Source organism: Thermoflexibacter ruber, assembly GCF_900113045.1.
GTDB classification, from domain to species: Bacteria; Bacteroidota; Bacteroidia; order Cytophagales; family Thermoflexibacteraceae; genus Thermoflexibacter; species Thermoflexibacter ruber.
The window spans coordinates 32,722-58,586 of the sequence record NZ_FONY01000019.1; the positions used below are offsets into that span (position 1 = coordinate 32,722).

The 25,865-nt window shown below is 38.9% G+C and carries 20 protein-coding genes and 1 pseudogene; 8 read left to right on the plus strand and 13 right to left on the minus strand.

Translation table 11 applies throughout. The annotated features are described in order from the left end of the window. Both BM141_RS11495 and secG read left to right on the plus strand, forming a co-directional pair. Positions 1-812, plus strand: a pseudogene (locus BM141_RS11495) (hypothetical protein); the annotation flags it as partial. A gap of 48 nt (positions 813-860) precedes the next feature. Next, a complete protein-coding gene (gene secG, locus BM141_RS11500; RefSeq protein ID WP_091545373.1) occupies positions 861-1,217 on the plus strand; it encodes a preprotein translocase subunit SecG in 357 nt (118 codons plus the stop codon). Between the two features lie 78 nt (positions 1,218-1,295). Here secG and BM141_RS11505 read toward each other — a convergent pair whose 3' ends face one another. The 4 genes from BM141_RS11505 to BM141_RS11520 form a co-directional block, all read right to left on the minus strand. After that, positions 1,296-1,973: a leucine-rich repeat domain-containing protein gene (locus BM141_RS11505; RefSeq protein WP_091545376.1), complete on the minus strand. Its 678-nt coding sequence runs from the start codon at positions 1,971-1,973 to the stop codon at positions 1,296-1,298. 39 nt (positions 1,974-2,012) lie between these two features. Next, positions 2,013-2,984, minus strand: a complete 972-nt coding sequence (locus tag BM141_RS11510; protein WP_091545378.1) for an ABC transporter permease — start codon at positions 2,982-2,984, stop codon at positions 2,013-2,015. A gap of 117 nt (positions 2,985-3,101) precedes the next feature. Then, complete coding sequence (locus BM141_RS11515) at positions 3,102-3,476, minus strand: response regulator (protein WP_091545381.1); 375 nt, start codon at positions 3,474-3,476, stop codon at positions 3,102-3,104. 83 nt (positions 3,477-3,559) lie between these two features. Next, positions 3,560-4,864, minus strand: coding sequence for an aminotransferase class V-fold PLP-dependent enzyme (locus tag BM141_RS11520; RefSeq protein ID WP_091545383.1), 1,305 nt, complete (start codon positions 4,862-4,864; stop codon positions 3,560-3,562). A 232-nt stretch (positions 4,865-5,096) separates the two neighbouring features. Between BM141_RS11520 and BM141_RS11525 the strand changes: the two genes are divergently transcribed. Further along, positions 5,097-6,725: an acyl-CoA carboxylase subunit beta gene (locus BM141_RS11525; RefSeq protein ID WP_091545507.1), complete on the plus strand. Its 1,629-nt coding sequence runs from the start codon at positions 5,097-5,099 to the stop codon at positions 6,723-6,725. Positions 6,726-6,822: 97 nt separating this feature from the next. Here the strand turns inward: BM141_RS11525 and BM141_RS11530 are convergent, their stop codons facing one another. From BM141_RS11530 to BM141_RS11560, 7 genes are all read right to left on the minus strand, one after another. Beyond that, a complete protein-coding gene (locus BM141_RS11530; protein ID WP_091545385.1) occupies positions 6,823-8,535 on the minus strand; it encodes a GMC oxidoreductase in 1,713 nt (570 codons plus the stop codon). Between the two features lie 97 nt (positions 8,536-8,632). Beyond that, positions 8,633-9,220, minus strand: coding sequence for a gluconate 2-dehydrogenase subunit 3 family protein (locus tag BM141_RS11535; protein WP_091545387.1), 588 nt, complete (start codon positions 9,218-9,220; stop codon positions 8,633-8,635). Between the two features lie 229 nt (positions 9,221-9,449). Beyond that, a complete protein-coding gene (locus tag BM141_RS11540; protein ID WP_091545390.1) occupies positions 9,450-10,361 on the minus strand; it encodes a DUF3078 domain-containing protein in 912 nt (303 codons plus the stop codon). A 108-nt stretch (positions 10,362-10,469) separates the two neighbouring features. Further along, the gene (locus BM141_RS11545; RefSeq protein WP_091545393.1) at positions 10,470-15,950 is read right to left on the minus strand and encodes a S8 family serine peptidase; all 5,481 of its coding nucleotides are present in this window, start codon (positions 15,948-15,950) and stop codon (positions 10,470-10,472) included. Positions 15,951-16,072: 122 nt separating this feature from the next. Continuing rightward, positions 16,073-16,498 carry a hypothetical protein gene (locus tag BM141_RS11550; protein WP_091545396.1) on the minus strand — a complete coding sequence of 142 codons (426 nt, stop codon included), beginning with the start codon at positions 16,496-16,498 and terminating at the stop codon, positions 16,073-16,075. A gap of 111 nt (positions 16,499-16,609) precedes the next feature. Beyond that, positions 16,610-17,687 (minus strand): peptide chain release factor 2 gene (gene prfB / locus BM141_RS11555; RefSeq protein ID WP_143090902.1). Its coding sequence is split into 2 segments (ribosomal slippage): positions 16,610-17,635 and positions 17,637-17,687, totalling 1,077 coding nucleotides; the frame shifts between segments, so codons are not numbered across the junction. A 319-nt stretch (positions 17,688-18,006) separates the two neighbouring features. Then, positions 18,007-19,203 carry a DegT/DnrJ/EryC1/StrS family aminotransferase gene (locus BM141_RS11560; RefSeq protein ID WP_091545399.1) on the minus strand — a complete coding sequence of 399 codons (1,197 nt, stop codon included), beginning with the start codon at positions 19,201-19,203 and terminating at the stop codon, positions 18,007-18,009. 210 nt (positions 19,204-19,413) lie between these two features. Between BM141_RS11560 and BM141_RS11565 the strand changes: the two genes are divergently transcribed. The 5 genes from BM141_RS11565 (at position 19,414) to BM141_RS11580 (ending at position 23,383) form a co-directional block, all read left to right on the plus strand. Beyond that, a complete protein-coding gene (locus BM141_RS11565) occupies positions 19,414-19,914 on the plus strand; it encodes a RidA family protein (RefSeq protein ID WP_091545509.1) in 501 nt (166 codons plus the stop codon). A gap of 257 nt (positions 19,915-20,171) precedes the next feature. Then, complete coding sequence (locus BM141_RS11570) at positions 20,172-20,831, plus strand: hypothetical protein (RefSeq protein ID WP_091545402.1); 660 nt, start codon at positions 20,172-20,174, stop codon at positions 20,829-20,831. Positions 20,832-20,905: 74 nt separating this feature from the next. Then, positions 20,906-21,067, plus strand: coding sequence for a hypothetical protein (locus BM141_RS23430; RefSeq protein ID WP_221407671.1), 162 nt, complete (start codon positions 20,906-20,908; stop codon positions 21,065-21,067). After that, positions 21,054-23,039 (plus strand): ATP-binding protein, encoded by a 1,986-nt coding sequence (locus BM141_RS11575; RefSeq protein WP_091545404.1) that lies wholly within the window; start codon positions 21,054-21,056, stop codon positions 23,037-23,039. The genes BM141_RS23430 and BM141_RS11575 overlap by 14 nt, the downstream gene beginning before the upstream one ends. Positions 23,040-23,044: 5 nt before the next feature. After that, on the plus strand, positions 23,045-23,383 hold the full coding sequence (locus tag BM141_RS11580; RefSeq protein ID WP_091545407.1) for a hypothetical protein: 339 nt from the start codon (positions 23,045-23,047) through the stop codon (positions 23,381-23,383). On the opposite strand, the gene BM141_RS11585 is transcribed toward BM141_RS11580, so the two are convergent. Both BM141_RS11585 and glmM read right to left on the minus strand, forming a co-directional pair. After that, positions 23,380-24,378 carry a lysylphosphatidylglycerol synthase transmembrane domain-containing protein gene (locus BM141_RS11585; protein WP_177217356.1) on the minus strand — a complete coding sequence of 333 codons (999 nt, stop codon included), beginning with the start codon at positions 24,376-24,378 and terminating at the stop codon, positions 23,380-23,382. The genes BM141_RS11580 and BM141_RS11585 overlap by 4 nt on opposite strands. A gap of 52 nt (positions 24,379-24,430) precedes the next feature. Further along, on the minus strand, positions 24,431-25,819 hold the full coding sequence (glmM, locus tag BM141_RS11590) for a phosphoglucosamine mutase (protein WP_091545412.1): 1,389 nt from the start codon (positions 25,817-25,819) through the stop codon (positions 24,431-24,433). Positions 25,820-25,865: the final 46 nt, after the last annotated feature.

Consider the following 25,865-nt stretch of genomic DNA (forward strand, 5'->3'; position numbering starts at 1 on the left):
TAGGCTTGTTAGATGCGTACTATTTGCGCAAAGAGGAGGAGGTAATAGAGTTTACTAACCGCTTGTCAGCCAGCGAAGTAAGTGAGGAAATAGCAGAAGTAGAGGCTGTTTCCATAGATTTGTTAGATGCTTATTATTTGCGCAAAGAGGAGGAGGCGAGAGAGATTGAGTATGTAAAGCAATTAGCTGTTTTTGAAAACCTAACAGAAGCAGACTTTTTAGCAAATAACGATGGAAGAGAAGAACATGAAAGTAGTACCTTGTTAGATGATTATACTTTGAGAAAAGAGGAAGAAGGACAAGCATACCAAGAGATGAATGGTCATCTTGATTTTTCTCCCCAGTTTGATGAGGAGCTATCTGATGAGGTAGAGAAAGACAATTTATTGACGGATACTTCTATTTATTTTTCAGATGAAGATGTTTTAGATGTGCTGAGTCAAAAGGAAATTACAGCGGAATTTGATACAACGAACTTTTTTGATGAACATCAACAAGAGCATACACCAACAGTGATTAAACCTACTTATAAAAAATCTTCGCAAGAATACCAGCGAAGTATTATCGACCAATTTATTAAAGAAAGCCCTACTATTCAGATAAATAGAGAGAGGCTCAACGAGCCAAGCATAGACCTTGCAGAGGAGAGTACAAAGGAGAATGAACGAGCTGCTTCTGAGTTTTTAGCAAAAATTTATATCAAACAAGGAAATAAACAAAAGGCTATTGAGATTTATCAGCGATTAAGTTTGAAAAATCCAGAAAAAAGTAGTTACTTTGCACTCCAAATTGAAAATCTGAAAAACTCATAACCGTTTGGAGTAGGTTTTAACTTGATAGACTTTAAAATATAAATTACAATGACAGGATTAATTATCGGTGTAATCATCGTAGTAGCGGTGTTACTAATTTTAGTGGTTTTGGCACAGAATCCTAAAAGCAGTGGAAGTGCAGGTGGATTGGCTTTCTCTGGAGCAAATCAGCTAATGGGTGCAAAGCGCAGTGCAGATGTTTTTGAAAAATTAACTTGGGGATTTGCTATTACTATCATGGTGCTTGCTTTGACTGCTAATATCGTGATAGAAAAACCAGAAGCAGGCGAAGGTTTCTCAAGCCCTAACGTAGAGGCAGCAAAGGAAAAATCTACTCTTCCCTCAACCACTACAGACACTACCTCTACTTCTACACCTACCATTACTATAGACAGTGCAAAATAGGTAATGATGCCTAAAATAGTTCTTTATGCAGCCTTATGAGGTTTATCCAAAACCTGTAAGGCTGTATATATTTTGTTTTTATTCTACAACTATATCAGGAAGTAGCTTTTTAAGGTTTTGAATTTCTTTTTGTGCTTCAGGGGACTGCATTTTCAAGATGAGTTTTTTCAGATTGCGGCTATATCCTAAATCACTGAGAACCTTTTTCAGATGAATTTGATTATTTCCCGCAAGGTTTATCTCTTCTAATCTTGCTAAATTGCTAAATACTTCGGGCAGTTCGCCAAGTTGATTATTGGATAGGTCTAACTTTCTCAAAAAACTGAGGTCGTCTAAAGAAGGAGGAACAGTAAGAAGTTGATTATTGGATAGATTCAACTCTTGGAGTTGTGCTAAGTTTTGGATTTGTTCGGGAATTTGGCTAATTTGATTGTTGCTCAGGTCTAACACTTGCAAGTTCTTGCATTGGAAAACTTCTGCGGGGATTGCGTCTAATCTTTGATTACTAAGATTAATTTTAAATACTTTTTGAGGATTTTTGCTTATTTCACTAAGCGAGGTATAAGTTTCATATTCATTAAGTTCCGTTTCTGTCAATAAATTCGCTTGCTTTTCTGTACCTGTTTTTTCTGTTTTGCCTCTCAGCAAGTCTAAAATCTGTTCGTTGATGGCTGTAACGATTTCTGCATTTACAAAGTATAATGCAATATACGCCAATACAATGAAAACAAGGAGATTACGAAGTCTTTTTATCATAGTATAGTGAGTAAATAGTTAGTTGCTTCAGTTGAGGTTTTATCTCAAGCGATGTTTTAGTTTATCTATTAAAACTGCCCCAACGATAATCAAACCAATAATGATTTCTTGCACATAGTTGGGTACGCCCAGCATATTACACCCATTTCTCAATACTGCCATCATCAACGCCCCTATCAAAGAACCTACGGCACTGCCCTCACCCCCGCTCAGAGAACCTCCACCTATGACTACTGCGGCAATAATATCCAATTCCATACCATTGGCGGCGGTAGGGTCGCCTACGGTCAGATTGCTGAACTGCATGATAGCCGCAATGCCTGTGAAAACCCCACTGAGCATGTAGATAAGGATTTTATATTTGCTGATATTGATTCCGCAAAGACGGGCAGTTTGCTCATTAGAACCTATAGCAAAAATATAGCGTCCTAAGATAGTGTACTTTAAAATAATGGAAAGAATAACTACCAAAATCAGCATAATCCAGACCGAAGCACCCAAAACCAGCCATTCACTTTCAGGTTCTACCAACATGAGTGAGGTCATGGAGTTAGCAGGTGAGGCTACGGTCTGCTCGTTGGCTAACCACTTGGCTACTCCTCTGGCTATCTGCATCATACCTAAGGTAACGATAAAAGGTACGATGCGAAATTGGGAAATGACCAAACCTGTGATTACTCCACAAGCCATGCAAGCAAAAATGCTCAACATCGCCGCCAATAGAGAAACTTGTCCACTTGCTTGCCCGTCTAAACCACTCATATTTAACACTTTGGCAATAACTACCGTGCCAAGAGCAATCTGAGAACCTACGCTCAGGTCAATACCCCCTGAGATAATCACCATAGTTGCTCCCATTGCCGCAATGCCTACGATGACTGTTTGGGTAAAAATGGTTTTGATATTAAAAAATGAATAAAAAGCTGGAGGGCAGAGAATAACAAATAAGAGAAAGACAAAAAGTAAACCGAAATAGGGGCTAAATCTGAAAAGGATTTGTTTAAAATTCATATTACTACATAGATTATGTCTTAATTCACTACTTTACTCTTTGACTTTATGTGCTTGTATTAATGAAAGAGGTTAAATAATTCTCTCAGGCTTTTTATTGGAGAAAGGTGGACTTCACTAAGTCCCAACGTATTTACTTACTACACTTAGTATCCGTTCTTTGTCAATAGGCTTATTGACTACGTCAGCAAAGCCATCTTCTTTGAATTTTTGGATAGCTTCTTCTGTAACGTAAGCAGTAACAGCTACCACAGGAAGATATCTAAAGTGTTCGTTTGCTCGGATTTTTTGCAATACTTCCACTCCTGTCATCTGCTCTCCTCCCAAATTAATATCCATAAGTACCAAAGCATAATCATTTTTTTCTACCATTTCAATCGCCTTTTGCCCATTCGTAGCGGTGTCTAAGTCGCAGTAGCTTTCAATGAATTTTTTTAGTACAATAACATTGATGGGATTATCCTCTACCACAAGTATTTTTTTGTTTGCCATGATTTAGTAAAGCTAATAAGATAATCAATATTACAAAGCAAAACAAAATTAGCGAAAAGTTGCTAAATACAATTTTGAAAGTGTTAAATTTCCTTAGAAATATGATAAATTGTATCAACTAATCTATCCAAGTCTTTCAATTGGGTATAGACATGAGGCGTAACTCTTACTCCGTTGATATTTTCCCAGTTGATGCCAGTGGTATGGATTCGGGCTTTTTTGAACAAAGCAGAGGATAAGTCCGCCACGGTCATGCCTTTGAGAGCAAAGGTAGCAATCGCCCCAGAAAAGTCAAGGTGCAAAGAAGTCTGCACGCTAAAACCCTTGATATTCATAGCTTTTTCTACCCAGTAGTTTTTTAAATAGTGTAGTCGCTTTTGCTTTCTTAGTGAGCCAATAGCGTTGTGAAAATTAACTGCATAGCCTGTTGCCATCTCCGTAGGGAAGGAGCGAGTACCTAACACCTCAAACTTGCGAATGTCGCTACTTTGTGGGTTATCAGAAGCAAACATCGTCCAAATTTCACTGATTCTCTCTTTTTTAATATACATCATACCTGTTCCAAAAGGGGCAGAAAGCCACTTGTGCAGGCTTGTACCAAAAAAATCTCCTTCTAAGTCAGGAATCTTGAAGTCAAAATGAGCGAAAGAATGTGCCCCATCTATGAGAATATAAATATTTTTATTTTTCCTGCGTATCATTTGACTGATTTGCTTGGCAGGGAGAAGCTGCCCGCACCAATTAATCAGGTGCGTAATCATGACCACTTTGGTCTTATCCGTCATCTGCTCCTCATACTTCCTTACCAAATACTCAATATCTTCGGAAGGTAAGTCTAAGTTAATCCATTTTAGTACAATTCCATCTCTTTTTTCTCTTTGCCTCCAAGCATGAATCATGTTCGGATAATCTTGCTTAGTAAGCACAACCTCATCGCCTTTTTTCAGGTTCAGACCAAAAATAACGGTTTCTAAGGCTTCTGTAGCATTGCGATTAATGGCTATTTCCTCTGGAGAAGTGCCTGCTAAATCTGCTAACTTCAGCCTCAAACCTTCCCTTCCCTCGTCTAAAGTTCGCCACATGTAATAGCTGGGGGCTTCGTTACTTAGGCGGTTGTATCTGTCCAAAGCATCTTGTACGATGACTGGTTGTGGACTTACCCCGCCGTTATTAAAATTAATTACATTAGGAGAAATAGTATAGGATTGTTGTACCCATACCCAATAGTCCTCATTTTTAGTAACATCTTCGTCAAAAGGGATTTGTGGGATATGATATAGCTTTTTGTCTAATTCCTTAGCTACGGTTTCTATGGAAGGACTGATTGATAATACTCCCGCTACTCCTCCCAATATTTTAACAAAATCTCGGCGTGAATTTCTATCCATTTGTGTAATTATTTAAAATATTCCCTACTTAGACTTAATTAGCATGATAAATCTATTATTTTTTTCTTTAAAACAAGAAAATGGAAACCACTTTTCTGCTCAAAAATTTAACTTGGGTGGGATAAGCAGGTTATTTTTTCTGTAATTAAAGATTTTGTACGAAAAGTTACTGTAATTTTGAAAGGAGAATTGAAAACTAATCATCAAATTATTTTAACAATAAACAATGAGCATAGATTTAGAATTTAATAAGAATGAAGACCAAATCAAACAACTAATTTATCAGCTAAAAACTAAACATGAAAAAGTAAAGCTTGGCGGTGGAGAAAAACGCATACAAGCACAACACAAGCAAGGGAAACTCACTGCCAGACAACGTATTGATTTATTAATAGACAAAGATAAACCTTTTTTGGAGATAGGTGCTTTTGCGGCCGATGGAATGTATGAAGAAGTAGGGGGGTGCCCCTCGGCTGGTGTAGTAACAGGTATAGGATACATCTCTGGTCGTCAGGCGGTTATCGTGGCGAATGATGCTACTGTAAAAGCAGGAGCGTGGTTTCCAATGACTGCTAAAAAGAATTTGAGGGCGCAGGAAATCAGTATGGAAAATCGGCTGCCTATTGTTTACTTGGTGGACAGTGCAGGGGTATTTTTACCTATGCAAGATGAGGTTTTTCCTGATAAAGAGCATTTTGGACGCATTTTTAGAAATAATGCGATTATGTCTGCTAAGGGTATTGTGCAGATTGCGGCAATCATGGGGAGTTGTGTGGCGGGTGGGGCTTACTTACCCATTATGTCTGACGAGGCACTCATTGTGGAGGGTACAGGAAGTGTATTTTTAGCGGGTTCGTATTTGGTCAAATCTGCCATCGGGGAAAATATTGATAATGAAACGCTTGGTGGAGCAGCTACGCACTGCGAAATCTCTGGCGTTACAGACTACAAAATGCCTAATGATGAGGTTTGCTTGCAAACTATCCGCAATATTTTTGACAAAATGGGAGAAACAAGAAAAGCTGGTTTTCATAGAGCTACTCCCGCTCTCCCCAAATTGGACGAAAAAGAAATCTATGGTATTTTGCCTGCGGACAGAGTTAAACCTTACGATATGTTAGAAATTATTTTACGATTGGTAGATAATTCTGATTTTCAGCAGTACAAAGAAAAATATGGGCAAACGCTGATTTGTGGTTTGGGACGCATAGACGGCTGGGCAGTAGGAATCGTTGCTAACCAAAGGAAAGTAGTCAAATCTAAAAAAGGCGAGATACAAATGGGGGGAGTAATTTACTCTGACTCCGCAGATAAAGCAACTCGCTTTATTATGAATTGTAACCAAAAGCGTATTCCTTTAGTCTTTTTACAAGATGTTTCAGGCTTTATGGTAGGTAGCCGTGCCGAGCATGGAGGCATCATTAAAGACGGCGCAAAAATGGTCAATGCCATGTCCAACTCTGTGGTACCTAAGTTTACGATTATCATTGGTAACTCTTATGGAGCGGGTAATTATGCCATGTGTGGCAAAGCGTATGACCCACGCTTGATTTACTCTTGGGTAACAGGACAAATGGCAGTAATGAGTGGAGCTTCTGCGGCAAAAACGCTTTTGCAAATCAAAGTTTCTTCTATGGAAGCCAAAGGACAAAAGCTCACAGAAGAGGAGCAGAATACCTTGCTTAATGAAATTACAGAAAAATACAATGAGCAGCTCTCTCCTTACTATGCAGCGGCTCGTCTATGGACAGACGGGGTAATAGACCCCTTAGAAACGCGCAAGGTAATTTCTATGGGCATAGAAGCAGCCAATCATGCTCCTATCAAGAAAAGATACAACGTAGGGGTAATACAAACTTGAAAATTTAATGCTATTCAAAACTAAACGAAGTTAAAAGCAAAAAAGCCCACCAGTTTGCTGGTAAGGGCTTTTTGCTTGAGCATATATTAAAAAAGAATTAAATATTGCCTTTCTTCATCTCTTTCACCGCATAGTCGCAAGCGCGAGCCGTAAATGCCATGTAGCTCAAAGAAGGGTTTTGGCAACCCGCAGAAGTCATAAACGAACCGTCAGTAACAAATACATTTTTTACTGCGTGCATTTGATTGAAACCGTTTAATACAGAAGTCTTGGGGTCTTTGCCCATGCGTGCAGTTCCCATTTCGTGGATACCCATGCCAGGGAAAGAACCGTTGTCGTAAGTATTTACGTTTTTCAATCCCGCGGCTTCGAGCATTTCTGCGGCATCGTTCATCATGTCTTTACGCATCTTCATTTCATTTTCTTTGAACTCACAGTCAATAGTGAGCGTAGGCATTCCCCACTTGTCTAACTTTTCCTTGTTCAGGTAAGCCCTATTTTCTTGGTAAGGTAGGCACTCTCCAAAAGCGGTCATGCCCATAGTCCAGTTACCGGGAACGAGTAAGGATTCTTTGAAATCTTTACCTACGCCCATCTCAGCTACTCCTCTTTGCCAACCAGAGCGACTTGCGCTACCTTGGTAGCCAAAGCCACGAATATAATCTCTGTCATTTTTACCTATGTTGCGGAATCTTGGAATGTAGAACCCGTTTGCTCTTCTTCCAAAATAGTATTGGTCTTCAAATCCTTCGTAAGTTCCTGAAGCACCGCAACGGAAGTGGTGGTCCATAAGGTTTCGTCCTAATTGGTCGCTGTCGTTGCCCAAGCCATTAGGGAAGCGGTTAGAAATGGAATTGAGCAAAATCAACGTAGTACCAAGTGTAGAGGCGTTCATAAAGATAATTTTTGCATAGAACTCCATGATGTTGTCTTTATTAGTAGCATCTATCACTCTTACCCCACTTGCCTTGCCTGTTTTTTCATCATATATTACTTCTTTGACGATAGATAGCGGTCTTACTGTCAAGTTTCCTGTTTTCATAGCAGCGGGCAGGGTAGCTGATTGGGTACTGAAATAAGCTCCATAGCTACAACCTCTGCTACACAAGTTGCGGTATTGGCAGGCGGCACGCCCGTTGATGCCTTGTGTAAGATTTGCCACCCGACCAATAGTCATAATTCGGTCTTTGAAATTTTCTTTAATTTTTGCTGCTACGTGCTTTTCTAAGCAGTTCATCTCCATAGGTGGCAAAAACTGCCCATCAGGAAGTTGGGGAAGCCCCTCTTTTTGCCCACTGATGCCTGCAAATTTTTCTACATAATCGTACCAAGGAGCGATGTCTTTGTAGCGTATAGGCCAATCGATAGCAATACCTTCTTTGGCATTTGCCTCGAAGTCCATTTCGCTTAGGCGATACGACTGCCTACCCCACATGATAGACTTACCCCCTACAATGTTTGGACGATACCAGTCAAAACGTTTTATTTCTGTGTAAGGGGAGTCTTCATCGTTGAACCAATATTTTTCGTTGTGTTCGCTATAAGGATAATCGCGGCTAAGAAATGGGTGGGACTGACGCTGTTTGTCAGTAATACGACCGCGATATTTAAACTCCCAAGGGTGCTTGAAAGCGGTTTCATATTCTCCATGTTTGAGTTCCCAGCCTTTGTCGAGCATGAGGACTTTCAAACCTTTTTCACAAAGTTCTTTTGCCGCCCAGCCACCACTGATGCCAGAACCTACTACGATAGCATCATAAGTATTTTGCTGTTTGGCTTTCAAATTCAAATTTACTTCTAAACCAGCCATATTTAATGATGAGTTATAAATTATGAGTTAAGAATGATGAGTTATAAATTACTAATTACCAATGACGAATTAGTAATTATCAATTAGTAATTTGGCATTAAGTAGCCCATGCTTTTTGTCCTTTTTCCAAAGGAATACATCCTTGATATTTACCAGGTATATGTACGTAAGTGAGTGCCTTGGTAGCACCGGGTTCGGAGGTGAAGTAACCTGTCAGCGTCAGACCTTTCAAAGTACGGAAAATGTGAGCGGGTGCTTCTTTGTTTCCTTTGTTAGCTTCTGCATAGTCTTTGGCTTCCTGCTCCATTTTAGTCAAGAACTCTATGCGTTGCGCTTCCTCCAATTGTTCAAAACCTTTTTGATAGGTTTCATTCGCTTTTTTCTGAAACTCATTTAATCCATTAAAGAAGGCTGTACGGTCTTTTTCGTTAAAGCAGTCAGCCACAATGTCAGCAATGTAGTCTTGCACTTTTGCTTCTTTTGCCCCCGGCGTGTCAGTAGCGGGGATAATGGTTTCGGCTATCTCAGCTAAAAGGTTTTTTACTTCGGGAGTAAAACTCTCCAAAATTGCTTGTTTTTCCTCTGGAGAGTTGGAGCAGCCGCTTAGCATAGAAGTCAGCCAAGGAGCGGCGAGTGTTCCACCCATCATGGTAGATACCCGCATAATTGCATCACGACGATTCATTTTCAATTAGTTAATTTATGATTTGAAGTTAAAATGATAAATCAGTTTTTTAGATAGTCGACAGGTGTATATAGGTCTGATTTTTTAATTGTTGATATTGAATGGCAGAGAACAAGCACATTATGTAAATGTATTTGTCTATATGTTGAACCATTCTCAAAGCTATAAAAAAATCATTGGAAAATCCAAATTTTTGCAAAATTGTATCAATAACTGCCAAACTAATGCTTTAAAGTTTAATCGCTACCCCGATATTGAGTACATGTTTGAATTGGACTGCTTGCCCTACTGTGCCATCTTTACGTGTTACATTTACATCGTGGTCGTAAATGAGTTGTGTGCCAAAAGTCGTATTAAGGTATTTATTGACTTTCATTACTAACAAAGTTTCCCAATTTACTACTACTACGCCTAAGCGAGCATAATCTCCAAAAAGGTTGAGTACATTTTGAAAAGTTACATTCTTCATCACTTCTTTTTTAAAAGTAGAAGAAAGCGTCCAACCTAACTGGCTGCGTGTTTTCTTACCTGCTTCTACTCCAAAAGCTCCTGCGCGAGAAAGAGCCTCATCATTAACTATGGTCATACGCCAAGTCAGAGGTGCTAACTTTGCAGAGAAAATATCTTTAATGCTATACTCTATCCCCGTGTTAAGCAAAAAATACCCTGGCGCCATGAAAGTAGAAATGCGTGTAGAAATTTCTTTGCCCGGATTGAGCGGGTCTGGGGCAAAGAGAAAACCGTCAGCTACTTGGGTACGCAATCCTCCTCCTATGACCCAACTCCAACGACTGCTGCCTAAGTGATAGCCGTACTGCGAGTTGAGCAATAGGTTATCATCTGTCTTTTTGAAAATTGCCTCACTACCTCCTTGACGCATCACTCCATAAGCAAAAAGCAAAGAGTTTTTCCATGAATGGGCATCTTTGGCATAGTCTGCACTTAGATTCACCACTGTTCCCAAAGAAATAGAACTTACGCCACCTGCCGCCCAGTTAGATAGTCCTACATTGGCAAAGTTAAAACTGATGCTGCCTGCTTTTTTCCAATAAGAAGTATCTTTTTTGGCTTCTGTATCTTGGGCATTAATACTGCTTATGTGAAATAAGGTGATAAATAAAATTGTTGTAAACTTTCTCATAATTTTTTTATTACAGGAATGACATGCTTAAAATATACAATGATACAATCCTTTGAGAGATTTTCAAAGGATTATATTTTAATTTTCTTAGTACTTGTGATTAATTTCTTACCTGACCAGGCTGACTTGTTTTCTCCACTCGCCTTGATTGGTCTGTATATGAATCAGATACAGCCCAGAAGCAAGGTTAGGCAAGTTGATGCTTTCTTCGTAAAACCCCAAAGCGTTGATGTGCTTTTGATAAATCACTTGTCCTGCCATATTTATCATTTGGATAGACAAAACTCGGCTTTGGCTATTTCCTTGGAACTGGACTTTGAACTCTCCTGAGTTTGGATTAGGATAGATATTGAAAACTATCTCTTTTTCTAAATTTTCCGTTCCCAAAATAATAGAAGGACGCAAAGTTACGCTATTAGAAAATGGACTTGATGCTCCTGAGCGGCTAACGGCAACTACTCGGAAGATGTAAGTAACTGCATTGGTTAAACCTCTAACTACAAAACGAGTGTCGTCTGTAGTAGCAACCAGCCTTTGTGGGTTGTTGGCATCGAGCATATAAATTTCATAATAAGCTATCCTACTTGCGTCGCTTACAGTTTCCCAAGTAAGCAAAACAGATTGACTTCCTGCTTGTCCTCTTAAAACTGGAGCGAGTGGGGCAGGGTCATCAAGCGTAACAGCATTGGTAACGTTAGAATAAGCAGAACTTGCTTGCCCTCTGGTAGCGATTACTCTGTAAAAATACCTTGTGTTGCTTGCTAAATTTGCATCGGTGTAAGTGGTTTGATTTGCCCCAAGTGTTGCTATTTCTCTAAAATTTCCGTCAAGCGCATTTGCCCTTTCTACCTTGTATTCCATTTCTGTGGTGGCATTGTCCTGCCAAATGAGTTGAATAGAGGAAAAGCTCAAAGCATTGGCAATCAAGTTAGTAGGAGTAGCAGGGAAGGTAAGTGCGTTGGCTACATTGGAATAAACCGCAGGACTTGCCATGCTACTTACAGCATATACCCTGTAAAAATATTGGGTATCTGGATTTAAGCCGATGTCTGTATAGCTGACTGAATTAGGAGGAAGACTTACCAACATGCTAAAACCTGACATAGCCAAAAGAGAACGCTCTATAACATAGCCTAACTCATTGGTAGAGTTATCGTTCCATTGCAAACTAATTTCTCTTTGACTGATGGCATTAGCTACTAAATTGCTGACTGCATTGAGCAAAGTAGTAGCATTAGCTACATTGCTATTAGCAGAACTAAAAGCATTTTTTACTACTCTTACCCTATAAAAATAAGTTGTGTTTTCTAATAAGTTATTGTCTATCAAAGTATTAGTATTAGCGGAAAGGGTAGCAATCGTTACAAAGCCGCTATTAGGATTCAATGACCTTTCTACAATCACACTACTTTCATTAGCACTGTTTTCTGTCCAGTCCAATCGTATGGAAGAAGTGCTAAGAGCGGTGGCAGTCAAAGCTGTAGGGCTTAACAAAGTAGTAACCTGAGCCACATTGGAAAAAGAGGAAACGGACATTCCTTTGTAGGCTTGTACCCTGTACCAATACCTTGTGCCTGCAACTGCTGTGTTGTCTGCATAGGCAACTGTACTGCCTGCACCTGTAGCTAAGGGGGCTGTATTAATAAGTGTAAAGCCCGAAGTCGCAGAAGTTTCAGAACGCTCTATATTGAAACCGTCTTCTCCTTCGGTAGTATCTATCCAAGCCAAATTTACCTGATTTTCAGTAGCTAAGGTAGCTGTTAGGTTGATAGGCGCACCCAAAGTACCTACTACGGCTATGTCGTCTATTGCCCAAGCAAAACCATAGTTCCCGAGCCAGCGGAAGCGTACTCGTCCAGTATTTTTATTGGCTATAAAAGCAGAAATATCCACTGAAACAGCAAGAGGAGTCGAGTTATTACCGCTCAGCCCAATAGAACCCTGCGTCCCAAACTGATAAGTAAGTACGGTATTCCAACTTGTGCCATCAAAGGCTTCTACCAAACCTTGTGCGGAAAAGTTAGAAATAAATAGGTGCTTAAACTGCAAAATAACCGTAGAGATTCCCGTAGCATCTATGGTAGGGGAAACCAACGCCACATTTTCTACTCCTCCTGCTGCGCTGTACTTATCAGAATCAAAAATAGCAAAACAACCACTTGCAGGACTCCCCAATTTACCGTAGCTCAAAGAAGTAATGGGGTTATCATCAACCCGCCAAAAATCAAAAGCAATATTTCCTGCTATTAGGTTGCTTGTCCAGCCCGCAGGGAGCGTTCCACAACTTGCATTGAAATTCTCAAACAGTAAGTTGGTAGTTGCACCCACAGAGGTAGTAGCACTGACTACACACTGCCCGTTGGAGTGAGTAGCAATGCCATTTTGCTGTATCGCACTGATTCTGTACCAATAAGTAGTATTAGCCGCAAGCCCTATGTCATTAAAAGTGCTGACATTGGCACCGACCTGCCCTACTTGTACAAAAGTAGTGGGATTGGGGAAAATAGGAGCGACCGCAGAACGCTCAATGAGATAGCCCAACTCGTTACTTGAATTATCCGTCCAAGATAGGTTAATTTGAGAAGGGGAAGCAGGACTTGCCAATAAATTGGTAGGTGAACTTACTCCGTTGGCAATTTTTATATTATCTAAATAAACGTTATTTCCAAATCCATTGACATTGACAAAGCGAATAAGCACATTGTTGGTATTGGCTAACATGGGCAAGGTGATATTTTCTCTACGCCATTGTGTGCATGAAGAAGGCACAAAGGCATTGCCTTGACTTGCTGTGGTAGCCAAATTCCCACCGATGAGAGCAGTTCCCATTCCCAAGGCACTTTTATCATAAATACTTGTCCAAGATGCTCCGCAATTAGTGGAGTATTCTATGCGTAGCTTGTCGTTCCCTCTTAAATTAGTAACAGAAACAAAGGGCGCATAAGCTACATCAAAAGTAAGCGCAGGGCTGGTAACTCCTGTAAAATTCAGCGAAGGCAGTTGTAAGTAGTCTTCTGCACCTATTTGGCTCTCTTCAAAATTATTGAAAAATACAGCCGATTGGCTTTCTGCAAAGCCACCTACTAAGGTCATTGCTTGTAGGCGTTCCCAAGTTCTCCCTTGATTATTTTTATTGGTAATTTGCCAGTTGGCAGGGAGTTGTACTTCAAAACCCTCGTCAATGCTACTGATAGGAGTAGAGGCAACAAAAATAAAATTAGGCTTTTGAATCACTACATTTCCACTACTGCCTATTAGCGTCAAGGAAATAGTCTTTAAACCTGCACTTTGGTAAGTAACCGCAGGAGGTACAGCGGTATTTGCCGTAGCTGGTACTGCCCCCGCTCCAAAGTTCCATGAGTAGCCCGTAATATTTCCATTTTGATTGATAATGGAAAAATTGACAGGAGAATTTAAGCAAGGCGTAGTAGTATTTGCTACAATATCCGCAGAGGGAGTATTAGAAGTATAAAATGCACGCCAACCTTTGTCCGTAACTTCATTGTCAGTAAGAAAACGAACTAACATTGTTCCTGTATTGGAAACTACGTTTGCAGGAGGAGGATTATTTTTTGTAAAAGTTCCAATGATTGGAGAGTTGGTATCACTTCCGTTATAAACAATAATTCTGTCGTTACCCTCCGCTAAGAAAAAATCTAAAAAATTCAAAATAATCGTACTTGCGCCTGTGGGCTGAATGAGCCAACGGCAGTCTGCATTATTCGCATAACCCTGCAATACATTTCCATCATCAAAATAGCCCGATGGCAAAGACAATAAGTTTGTACCAGAGCAGGTATTTTGCTTGTTAGCAATTTTTACCGCAGTAAAAGCATTGATTCTGCCGTAGCCCAACTCCGCTGACCAAGTATTGGTTTGAGGAGATTTAGCATCGGGATTGGAAATGCTGTACGTATAGCCTCCTACCTTTTCCGCACTTCCTTGCAAAATTTCTCTGACTTGGGTAGCCGTCAAGTTTGGATTGACTGCCAAAATCAGTGCGGCTACTCCTGCCGCTTGTGCAACTGCTACCGAACTGCCGTCTATGCTTACATAATCTACGGCGGTATAGCCTTTGAACCCTACAAAAGGTTCTCCTGAAACATCAGTCGTAATAATATTTGACCCTGGTGCCGCCAAGTCGGCTGATTTTCCAAAACTGCTAAAACTTGCTTTCAAATCATCTGAGGTAGTGGCACTTACAGAAATCACTTGGCTTAGATTGGCAGGGGACTCGGCAAAGTTTAGTCCGTTATTGCCCGAAGGGAAAAGCAAAATACAACCTTTTCCGCCTCGTCCTTGATTAAATGCTCTTTGTATGGCATCGTTTAAAATAGGAGCATTAAAAAGAGGGTCAGTCCAGTTCCATGCACTACAAATCACGTCCATCTGAGCCGTTTGCCAACCCCAATCATAAGCAAGGGCGTAGTCACTTACCAAAGTTGCTGTAGCTATCTGAACAGGAATGAGTTGGGAGTGATAGGCAAGACCTGCAATACCTGTACTATTATTGGCAACTGCGGCTATTACTCCTGCAGTAGCTGTGCCGTGTCCTGTACTTTTGCCTATATCCAAATCTCCTAAGTTCATCGAGTTGGCAGGGTCAAAACCCAAAGGAGAAATATTTGCCGCTAAGTCAGGGTGAGAACGCTGAGTACCATCGTCAAACAAACCTACCTTGATGCCTGCACCTGTGCTAATATCCCATGCAAAAGTAGCTTTGATGTCTGCTCCTACGGTAAAATTGTTGTAAGGGGTACGGAAAAAGTCGTAGTAAGGAGCCGCAGGAGGGGTGGCAAACGCTCCTGTATTTTTCAATGCCCATTGGAAAGAAAATAAGGGGTCATTGACGGTAGTTTCTTCTTTATCAAACTTTTTGAAGCCATATTCTTTTTTAAAACCATTTTCTTTTCGGTCAAGTCGAGAAATTTTTGCCTCAGCCAATTCGGGCTTTACATAAAAATTAGGAGTTACATACTCAAAAAGCCCTGTTTCAAAAAGCTCATTAGCTATCTGTATAGGATTTCCCGCAGAAAGTTTACTCACATTGAGCAAATACACTTTCTCATCATACTGATAATTTGTAACAAGGTTTATTCTTTTGGTTTGGGCTAAGGTTTGCAAATTGGCTAAGGATGTTCCTGATTTGAGTTTTACATAAATCTGATGCGAAATACCTAATGCTGCTTCTTGTTTTTTCAAGCCTTGCCTTAGGATAAATGGATTGGCTATTTGTACCAAAGGATGTTGATTTAACCTTCGCAAAATAGTTTGTAACTCTGGGGTTTGTAGCTGAGCAGTAAGATTTAATATGACAAAATTCTTATTTTTATCTTCTTCTTGAATAGTCTTTTGTGGGTCTAATAGTTTACGAATAGAATTGATAATCAAGTTTTTATCGTTGTCAGAAGCAAGAGAAGAAAACTGGACAAAAATATGCTTTTTTGAAATGTCATATTTTATTTTTTCTCCATTTTCATATACTTCATAAGTAGTAGGCACTTGAACAAATTCACCTTGAGCATAAGTATTAAAAGCAATTAGTAAAAGCAAGATAAATTTAGTAAGATGGGTAAAAAAAGATTGCATAATGAGTTGTTTTAAATGTAAAAGTGAAACAATAGATTAATTGAATTTTTAATAAAAAAAACCCACAATTTGTTCTAATTGTGGGCAATATCTTTATATAAGTTCATCAAATAGGAAATATTTTAAACTTTAACCAATTCTATTCTGTAAGTAGTGGTTACTTTACCGGGAATGGAAACTTCCCACTCAAAAATTACTTTATTACTTCTAAGTGTACCACTTACCTCTCTAACTGTAACTGTTCCGTCAAAAATGACCGTATTTCGCGTTCCTTCTTTCCATGTCCCTGTAGGCTGAGTAGTAGGGGCGACAGCCGAACCTTTGGGGTTAGTTACTGAGTAGCTTCCGTTACTTTTAAATACAATCAGAAAACCGTCATACATTCCCGCAGGAGCTTCTTCATCTCCAAATTTTGCATAAGAAACCTTCCATGTGCCTGAACCTTGGCTAAGAATGGAGGCTATGGTAATAGCTACTTGTTGGTTGGTGCAAGATACTGTATAAAAAGCAAATAATATAAATATAGTGCAAGTAAGTAACCTTTTCATTGATGAGTAGTTTTAAGGTTTGATAACTTAATTAAGAATATTAATGCTGTAAATATAAAGAATATAAAAAAATATCAGCAAAATGAAAACGTTTTTTTTGCACGAATTATTTTAGTTCTCCATAAGATAAGCCTTAATAAAGTCATCTATTTGCCCATCCATGACGTTTTGCACATCGGTACGCTCTACATTAGTACGTAAATCTTTGACTAACTTATAAGGGTGCATGACATAGCTACGAATCTGAGAACCCCACTCTATTTTTCTTTTAGTGCTTTCTAATTTTGCCTTTTCCTCATTGCGTTTTTCTATTTCTATTTGGTAAAGGCGAGATTTGAGCATTTTTAAGGCTTTTTCTTTGTTCATGCCTTGTGAGCGTTCTTCTTGGCAAGCGATGATGATGCCTGTGGGTGCATGTCTAAGGCGTACCGCAGTTTCTACCTTGTTTACATTTTGTCCACCCTTCCCACCAGCGCGATAGGTATCCCAAGTGATGTCCGCAGGGTTAATCTCTATCTGAATCGTGTCATCTATGATAGGATAAGCAAAAACAGATGCAAAGGAAGTATGGCGGCGCGCATTGGAGTCAAAAGGAGAAATACGTACTAAGCGATGTACGCCAATTTCTGATTTTAAAAAACCATAGGCAAACTGACCGTCTATTTCAATAGTAGCAGATTTGATACCTGCTCCCTCCCCTGCTTGGTAGTCTATTTCGCTCACTTTGAAGTTGTGCTTTTCTGCCCACATGATATACATACGAAGGAGCATTTCTGCCCAATCTTGACTTTCTGTGCCTCCAGCACCAGAGTTAATCTCTAAGATAGCTCCTAACTGGTCTTCCTCTGCCCCTAACATTCGCTTAAACTCCAATTCCTCAATCGCTTTGATGAGTTTTTGAGCTTCTGATTGAAGTTCTTTTTCTTCTACTGCCTCTGATTCGTAAAACTCATGCAAGACCTCAAAGTCCTCCATGAGTTTTTGGAGTTCATCAAAGCTATCTGTCCAAATTTTTTTATTCTTGATGCTCTTTAAAATCTCCTCAGCTTTTGCAGGATTGTCCCAAAAATCAGGGGCTAAGGATTGGGTTTCTAAGGCTTTGATTTCTTCTGCTTTGGTATCGTAGTCAAAGATACCTCCTCAGCGCATCTACTCGCGCTTTCAAATCTTTGAGTTGCTCTTTGGTCATAGTGGAATAAAATATATGTTTATATTTATTATAAATAAAGACACATTCTCATTAAGTAAGTAATTCAACAAAAATAATAGTTCTTCTGCTCCTATCTAAATTTTTCCCCTACGGGAAATACTTCTTGATAATCACGTACTTGACTCTCTTCCCCAATGAGGGGCGCAGTGCAACTGAAGGGTTGGAGCGATTATTTTTGCTCATATACTTATGGAACACGAATTTTACAGATTAGACTGATTTTCACTGAGGAACTACCCAAAAATCTGTGTTTTATCAGTAAAATCAGTATTATCCGTGTTCTATATTATTCTTTATATTACTTTTGCAAAACCTCTTGGAGAATAGTATCCATTTTTTGAATGATATTTTTCAAGTCCTCTTCCGTCCAAGTAATACGAATCCCTACAGAAATCAACCTACTTATAATCAAATCAGACTGAGGAAGTTGTAAGTTGCGATAATCTTGGCGACTTCCTAAGATTTCTATGGGAAGTTTGGCTACTGTTTTCATTTCTCTGAGGTGTTCCCAATTCCTAATGTAGTGATAGTTGTTGTCAAACCAATAGTTTACTCCTATCCCCGCTTTGGCAAACTCTCTTGCCGTAGTCCGTGCCAAATCTTCATTAGGCATAAAGAAAGAAAGGAAAGTGGCTGAGTCGCCCTCTGGGTCTGGGAGAAAACGGAATGTTATTTCAGGATATTTTTTCAAAGCCTCTTTCAATACTTTTTTATTAGCTTTTTTCCGCTCTAAAATATAGTTGATTTTGCGAAGTTGTGCCAGACCAACTGCAGCATGTAACTCACTGATTCTGTAATTGAACCCTAAAATAGGGTGCTTTTCCATACCTCTGTTATCACCTATGTGGTCGTGTCCATGGTCAGAGTACATATCTGCATTTTTATACAACTGCTCGTCATTGGTAACTATGGCGCCTCCTTCACCTGCCGTGATAATTTTGAAAAAATCAAAAGAATAAGCCCCCATTATGCCAAGTGTTCCCAGCATTTTACCTTTGTAGGAAGCCCCCAAAGCCTGAGCAGAATCTTCTATAAGCATGATATTGTGTTCTTTGCAAAGTGCAATAATCTCGTCCATGCGAGCCATTGCCCCGCACATCTGTACCAATACCACTGCTTTGGTCTTAGGCGTTATAGCGGCTCTGATACCTTCTGGACTTAGGCAAAGCGTATCGTCTATTTCTGCAAATACGGGCAAGGCACCATTCAAGAGCGCACCTTCTATGGTAGCAATGTAGGTAAAAGCAGGCACTATGACCTCATCGCCAGTCCCTATTCCACAAGCCGCCATCATCGTAGCTACGGCAGTCGAGCCACTTGATACTACGTGAGCATGTTTTGCACCTACAAAATTAGCTAATTCGTGTTCGAACTCCCTTGCTTTCCAAATTCCTTTGCGTTGTTGGTCGTGGTTATAGCGAAACATAATGCCTGTTTCTAACACGTCCATAACCTCTTTGCGTTCTTCAGCACCAAATAATTCTGAACCTGGCATATATTTTTATTAAGATTGAAATTTAAAAAATAGTTAAGCTATCATTTCAGATTTAATCAGCTAAATCCAAAATTTAGACTGCAAAAGTAAAAAATACTAAGCTAATCCCCTCATTTGCCAATGAGATTTTCTCCAACCTCTTTATTTTCTTCCTTATCTTTTTGTTTTTCCTTTGAGAATCAACTAAATTTGTCAAGCCAAATTAATGATATGTTTAGAGCCAAATACATAGAATTAGGTTTATTGTTCTTGTTCATTTCTATTTTGCTATGGTCTTGCAAGTTGCAAGAGCAGGTCAAGAGATATGACAACCCAACTGCTCAGATTTTACAAGGGGTAGAAATTCCCGCTGGGAAAAAACTTTTTTTCACAAGCGGAATCGTAGCCCCGCTATTAGATAGTACAAGCACAGACCCTTATAAGCGATATGGGGATACTTATACGCAGAGTATCAATACTATGAAACGCATTGAGGACATACTCATTAAAGCAGGATTAGGTTTGAAAGATGTGGTTTTTTTGCGGATTTATATAGCTCCAGACCCAAATAAAAACAAGGAATTTGATTTTGCGGCATGGTTCAGAGCCTATCAGGTATTTTTTAATAATGCACAAAACCCTGTCAAAGTAGCACGCACTACGCTTGCCACAGCTGCTCTTGCACGTCCCGAGTTGCTCGTAGAAATAGAAGCGGTGGCGGTTTATCCTTAAATTTTTTTGTATTAAATTTAGTATAGTATAGCACTTTAAAAAGTTTCTGTTGTTAAAAAATCAAATTTCTTCACCAGCCACTTACTTTGTGCATTTTTGGTTAAATATTTGATTGCATGAAGCTAATTGAAACAAAAACCAGTATATTAAGTTTCATTTTTATCGGAATAAACTCATTCAAAGCATTTGCATACAACTATTAGTTAATAATAAAGATGAATCATTTTCTATCCATTGGGAAAAAATATTTTTTGATAATGTTGATGACAGTCTGTTTGTTTTCCTATGCTTGGGGACAGACGGCGGAATGGACGAAAGACCCTTTGAAAAAACCTGATTTGTGGGCTAAGGTAGAAAAAGACCCTACTGACTCAGCAGCATGGGTAAGCTACTATGGCAAAGAGTGGACGGCAATGACAAGAGAAGAAATAGAAAAAGTAACTTCTTGGAAATTTCAAGTGATGTTGAGCATTTTGGCAAAACATGAGTCTTTTATTGGTTTTGCTGTCAATCCAAAGGAAATGGCGGAGGATTTTTATATAGATGATGCGGCGTTCAAAGAAATCATGAGCAACGTCAGTGGAGAAAAACCAAGCACCGCAAGCAGCCCTACAACTACCAAAAAAGTAAATAAAGCGATGATGCGTAAGGACTTAGCAAGTATTGAAGCTATCATCTTAGCCGAAGATGTGAAGTTTACAGAGCTAAAGAAAAATGTACGCGCTAATTTTACAGTCATAGAAGATTATTATAAAAATATTTTTAAGGAGTTCGGCATAGAGTATGTTTACTACAAAGTAAAATATCCTGATAACAGCTACCCAGAAGTAAAGTGGGTAGAAGACCAAGACAAAAAGCTTCAAAAACTCAAGCAAGACCAAATCGCAGAGTTAAGAAAAAAATACATGGCTAAATAAAAAAGCTGAAAAATTTCATAATCTCATTAGAAAGAGGTGAATGCTTATTCTTTCCCAACTTTTGCCTCTTTTTAGTGTTATCTAAGCAGTACCCTTCTACTTCTTATGCTTTATATCACTTTGCTGTGAATAAGTTTTTTAAAATTAGACCAATTATCCTTGCCTACGATAATAAAGATGAGTACGTTTATGATGTAGGTAAGCAATCTAAGATACCAAACTATGGAGAAGGATAGTGATTTTCTGACTCAACATGATTTCCTTAAAGATACATTTTTCTTACACTATTTTCAGAATACCAGCGATTTAGTCCTTGTCATAGAAGCTGAAAGTTTACAAATACTATCTTGCAATCCGCGTACCTTAGAAGTCTTAGGAGCAGAAAGAGAAGAAGAAATCGTAGGGACAAATCTTTTGCAATGGATAGTCAAGAAAAATAATGATAAGTACGAAATAGAAAAAAATCTGTTGGGTACGCATACAGAAGCAATTAGATTAGTTACTATTACGGGACATAAATTTAAAGCTAAACTCACTTTTAGGTATTGCCAACAAGTTGGGCAGAACTTTTATTTATGCATTATTTATGATAATAGCTACAATAAAAAGTTAAACTACCTTTTACAAGAAACTCAACAAATAGCGCGCATTGGCTCTTGGGAATATGATTTAATTACCAACAAACTTTTCTGCACAGGAATTGCTCGCTTGCTCAATCACTCAGCCCATGATTTGATTTTTAGTAGAAATCAACTTTTTGCTTGCTTTTCTTCTGAAAACCGCCGCTTGCTTTGGCAAACTGTTCAAGAAACTATCCAACAGAAAGCACCTTTTGATATAGAACTAAAAACAATATTATCTTATCCCCATGCACAATGGGTAAGAATCACAGGGCGACTGATTACTCGTCATAGCAAAACCATCAAACTTATTGGCACTGTGCAAGATATTACCGCACAAAAGTTTAATGAAATACAGCTCACAGAATCGCATAAGCAAATACAAGAGGCTAAAAAAATGACAGATAAAATGGCTCAGACCAAATCACAGTTCTTGTCTAATATGAGCCATGAAATACGCACACCCTTGAATGCTATTGTGTCAATAGCCCATTTGCTTCTCGAGGAGAAGCCTAAAAAAAGCCAAATTAAAAAAATTCAAACTTTGCAATTTGCCGCCAATAATTTAGTCAGGTTGATGAATGATGTTTTGGATTTTGCTAAAATAGAGGCAGGAAAAGTAGTATTTGAAAAAATCCCCTTTGATATAAGAGCATTAGTGGACAACTTACTAAAATTTTTTATCTTTTCTAACAAAAAAACTAAACAACTTACTATCCAAGCTATGATAGAGCCTGCTGTTCCTACGATGCTCATTGGAGATTCTGTCAGGCTGAATCAGATTTTGACTAACCTACTCAGCAATGCATGTAAGTTTACAGAACAAGGAAGTATAACTCTCTCTATCAAAGTATTAACTCATGCCCAAGAGGCGGTGAAGTTATTATTTACCGTAGATGATACAGGCATAGGAATCCCAGCTGATAAGTTAGATACTATTTTTGAAGTATTCACACAAGCAAGTGCAGATACTACACGCAAATATGGTGGCACAGGTTTGGGCTTGGCGATTACAAAAAACTTAGTTGAGCAGCAAGGTGGTAAAATCAGAGTAGCCAGCGAGGTAGGCAAAGGGACATCATTTGCCTTTGACCTTAGCTTTGGGAAAGTCCAAAGTGAAGCTAAAAACATAGATAATCAGGGCAATGAAAGCAAATTATTAGAAAAAATCAAGTCAGAGGTGTGCTTGCTGTTGGTAGAGGACAATGAAGTAAATCAGTTTGTAGCGATGCGATTTTTTAAACAATGGGGAATCAAATATGACCTTGCTCGGGATAGCCAAGAGGCGATTGCCAAAATACAATCAAAAAAATATGATTTAGTCCTCATGGATATTCACCTTCCCGATGAGGATGGTTTTGAAATAACGAAGAAGATAAGGAGAATAGAAGAAGAATATTTCCAGCATATTCCAATTATTGCACTCACGGCTTCTGTCATGGATAGAGTAAACGAAAGAACCAAAGAAGCAGGCATGGATGACTTTTTGTTAAAACCTTTTAATCCCTCAGATTTGCATCAAAAAATCATTCAATATGCTATAAAATTTAAAAATTTATTAACTTTCGAGCCAGATAAGTTTAGCTAAAAAATATGCAAATAAATTTCGATAATTTTGACAAACTAACTATGGGCGATGCAGACTTTGCGCGTGATTTGCTCCAAATTTATATCAACGAATTGCAAAATTATATCAAAGAAGTAGAGGAATTTCTCACAGATAAAGATTTGCCAAAGTTTCGTCTAAGAAATCATGACCTTCGCACCATTGTCAAAACGCTCTCTTTGGACGGCGTTCAGGAACTCCAAGAAAAAATGAAGGCTTCTGTTTCAAGGAATGCCCCACAAGAGCAGTTAGAAGCCCAAGGAATACAGATGAAAAGTCTGCTTGCTCAAGCTATTGAGGCACTGAACGTTAAGTTAGCAAATTAATTAGACTTTTTTACCAATAGGCTAAGCAAAAGGCAAATAGAACCTACTACTATCCACAAGATAACCTGAGAGTTATGGGACATAAAAGCAAAAAACTTTGCTGCGTTTTCTCCTATGCCATAAGTTTCTAAGGTCTTGGAAATGAGATAATGATAAACCCCTATACCGCCTTGTACGGGAGCGACTATAGCTACTCCAGACATTGCCAAACCTGCTAAGGCGCAGTAAATATCTAAGCCAGAGGTTTCTGTGAGTGCAAAAAATAATACATAGAAGGTAACAAGATACAAGAACCAAATCGCAAAGGTATGTACGAAAAATAGTACTCTATCCTGCTTATCAAGTTTCAACACACTCATAAAGCCATCCCGCAAACCCAAAAGAATCCAAACAATTTTTTTGTAAATATCTAATGCTTGAATTTTTTTCTTGAAAAACGTCCAAATTCCTAAAGCAATTAGACTACCTATCAGCACTATGCCCAGTAAAATCCATTTAAGATTGCTTGCTTCCTGTGTTTGACCTTGGTTAAATATGTCATTTAACACACTTTCTAATTTGTCAAACTCTAAAAAGATAGTAAGTAAAGTAACAATAACCAAGCAAATAAAGTCTATGGCTCTCTCTGCAATGACTGTCCCAAAAGATTGTTGGAAAGGAATAGAATTGGTACGTTGGAGAATAGTACAACGCGTAACCTCTCCCATGCGTGGAAGGATAAAATTAGCAAGATACCCTACCATTACTGCCAAAAAAGGGCGATAAATACCTACTTGAAAGCCCAAAGGCTTAAACATCAAACTCCAACGCCATGCACGCCCTACATGGCTAAGCAAAGACAGACTCATGGACAGGGCTATCCATTGCCATTTAGTGGCTAATAAGTCGCTAAACATCTTGCCTAAGTCTTGTCCTTGATAGATATAAGCAAAAATGGCAATAGCAATGAGAAAGGAAATACTATACTTTAAAATAGATAAAAAGTTGATTTTCATTATAATTTGTTGTTTTGTATTACTATGTTTCTCACCACTACTATTCATCTTTCTACTTTTCTGTAATAACTTCCTTGATGTCCATAATGATTTTCCTTGCCAAAGCATCTGCGGTAACTTGGGATTCAGATTCGGCATAGATGCGAATAATAGGTTCGGTATTAGACTTTCGCAAGTGAACCCACTCTCTTTCAAACTCTATTTTTACTCCGTCTATGGAGTTAATGGGCTGTTTTTGGTAACGTTCTTTGATTTTTTCTAAAATCAAATCTACGTTGATGTCAGGAGTAAGTTCTATTTTGTTTTTAGAAATATGGTAACTGGGATAAGTTGCCCTTAACATTTTGGCAGATTTGCCTGACTTAGCCAAGTAAGTAAGGAATAAGGCAACGCCAACCAAGGCATCTCTGCCGTAATGAAGTTCGGGTAGGATTATCCCGCCGTTGCCTTCGCCTCCTATGACAGCACTGTTAGCTTTCATTGCGGTTACTACATTTACTTCGCCTACTGCGGCAGCGATGTAGTTTCCTCCTCTTTTTAGAGTAACATCTTGCAAGGCTCTGGTAGAGGATAGATTGGAAACTGTATTACCTGTTTTATTTTGGAGTACATAGTCCGCTACCGAAACCAAAGTGTATTCTTCGCCAAAGGGCGTACCATCTTCACAAATAAATGCTAAGCGGTCTGCATCTGGGTCGACCACAATGCCTAAATCATAATCTCCGTCCTCGATTTCCGAACAAATCAGGTTCAAATGCTCAGGAAGAGGCTCTGGGTTGTGAGGGAACTGTCCATTGGGTTCGCAAAAGAGTTCGTGTATTTTTTTGACACCCAACGCTTTTAGCAATGCAGGAATGGCAATTCCTCCTACAGAATTTACAGCATCAACTACAATATAAAAATCTCTTTGCTCTATGGCAGCTTTGTCGACCAAAGGCAATTTTAATATAGCCTCAATGTGTTTTTGCAAATAAGTATCATCTTTCCTATATTTCCCCAACGCGCCTACTTTTGCAAACTCGAAATCCTCTTTTTCTGCTATTTCTAATATTTTTTCTCCGTCTTCTGCACTGAGAAACTCTCCTTGGGCATTGACAAATTTCAAGGCGTTCCACTGCACGGGATTATGACTTGCGCTAATGATGATACCCCCGCCTGCTTCTTCCATGACTACCGCCATCTCTACAGTAGGTGTACTTGCCAACCCCAAATCAACTACATCTATTCCCAGTCCTTGCAATGTACCAGCAACTAAATTGCTTACCATTTCTCCTGATTGGCGGGCATCTCTGCCTATGACTATCTTTTCAATTTTGCTGGTTTGTAAGACCCAACTCCCAAACGCAGAAGTAAATTTGACAATATCAATAGGAGTAAGGGCATCGCCTACTTTACCCCCAAGTGTACCTCTAATACCAGAGATAGATTTAATTAATGACATGAAGAAAGTTGATTAGTAAAGAAAAAGTTTTTTAGGTTTTTATCAA

Excerpts from the sequence above, each read along its gene's own strand:
- BM141_RS11515 (WP_091545381.1), bottom strand. The coding sequence starts at position 3,476 with ATGGCAAACAAAAAAATACTTGTGGTAGAGGATAATCCCATCAATGTT.
- BM141_RS11520 (WP_091545383.1), bottom strand. The coding sequence starts at position 4,864 with ATGGATAGAAATTCACGCCGAGATTTTGTTAAAATATTGGGAGGAGTA.
- BM141_RS11540 (WP_091545390.1), bottom strand. The coding sequence starts at position 10,361 with ATGAGAAAGTTTACAACAATTTTATTTATCACCTTATTTCACATAAGC.
- glmM (WP_091545412.1), bottom strand. The coding sequence starts at position 25,819 with ATGTCATTAATTAAATCTATCTCTGGTATTAGAGGTACACTTGGGGGT.
- BM141_RS11550 (WP_091545396.1), bottom strand. The coding sequence starts at position 16,498 with ATGAAAAGGTTACTTACTTGCACTATATTTATATTATTTGCTTTTTAT.
- BM141_RS11575 (WP_091545404.1), top strand. The coding sequence starts at position 21,054 with ATGGAGAAGGATAGTGATTTTCTGACTCAACATGATTTCCTTAAAGAT.
- BM141_RS11565 (WP_091545509.1), top strand. The coding sequence starts at position 19,414 with ATGTTTAGAGCCAAATACATAGAATTAGGTTTATTGTTCTTGTTCATT.
- BM141_RS11510 (WP_091545378.1), bottom strand. The coding sequence starts at position 2,984 with ATGAATTTTAAACAAATCCTTTTCAGATTTAGCCCCTATTTCGGTTTA.
- BM141_RS11580 (WP_091545407.1), top strand. The coding sequence starts at position 23,045 with ATGCAAATAAATTTCGATAATTTTGACAAACTAACTATGGGCGATGCA.
- BM141_RS11535 (WP_091545387.1), bottom strand. The coding sequence starts at position 9,220 with ATGAATCGTCGTGATGCAATTATGCGGGTATCTACCATGATGGGTGGA.
- BM141_RS11505 (WP_091545376.1), bottom strand. The coding sequence starts at position 1,973 with ATGATAAAAAGACTTCGTAATCTCCTTGTTTTCATTGTATTGGCGTAT.
- secG (WP_091545373.1), top strand. The coding sequence starts at position 861 with ATGACAGGATTAATTATCGGTGTAATCATCGTAGTAGCGGTGTTACTA.
- BM141_RS11560 (WP_091545399.1), bottom strand. The coding sequence starts at position 19,203 with ATGCCAGGTTCAGAATTATTTGGTGCTGAAGAACGCAAAGAGGTTATG.
- BM141_RS11585 (WP_177217356.1), bottom strand. The coding sequence starts at position 24,378 with ATGAAAATCAACTTTTTATCTATTTTAAAGTATAGTATTTCCTTTCTC.
- BM141_RS11570 (WP_091545402.1), top strand. The coding sequence starts at position 20,172 with ATGTTGATGACAGTCTGTTTGTTTTCCTATGCTTGGGGACAGACGGCG.
- BM141_RS11530 (WP_091545385.1), bottom strand. The coding sequence starts at position 8,535 with ATGGCTGGTTTAGAAGTAAATTTGAATTTGAAAGCCAAACAGCAAAAT.
- BM141_RS11545 (WP_091545393.1), bottom strand. The coding sequence starts at position 15,950 with ATGCAATCTTTTTTTACCCATCTTACTAAATTTATCTTGCTTTTACTA.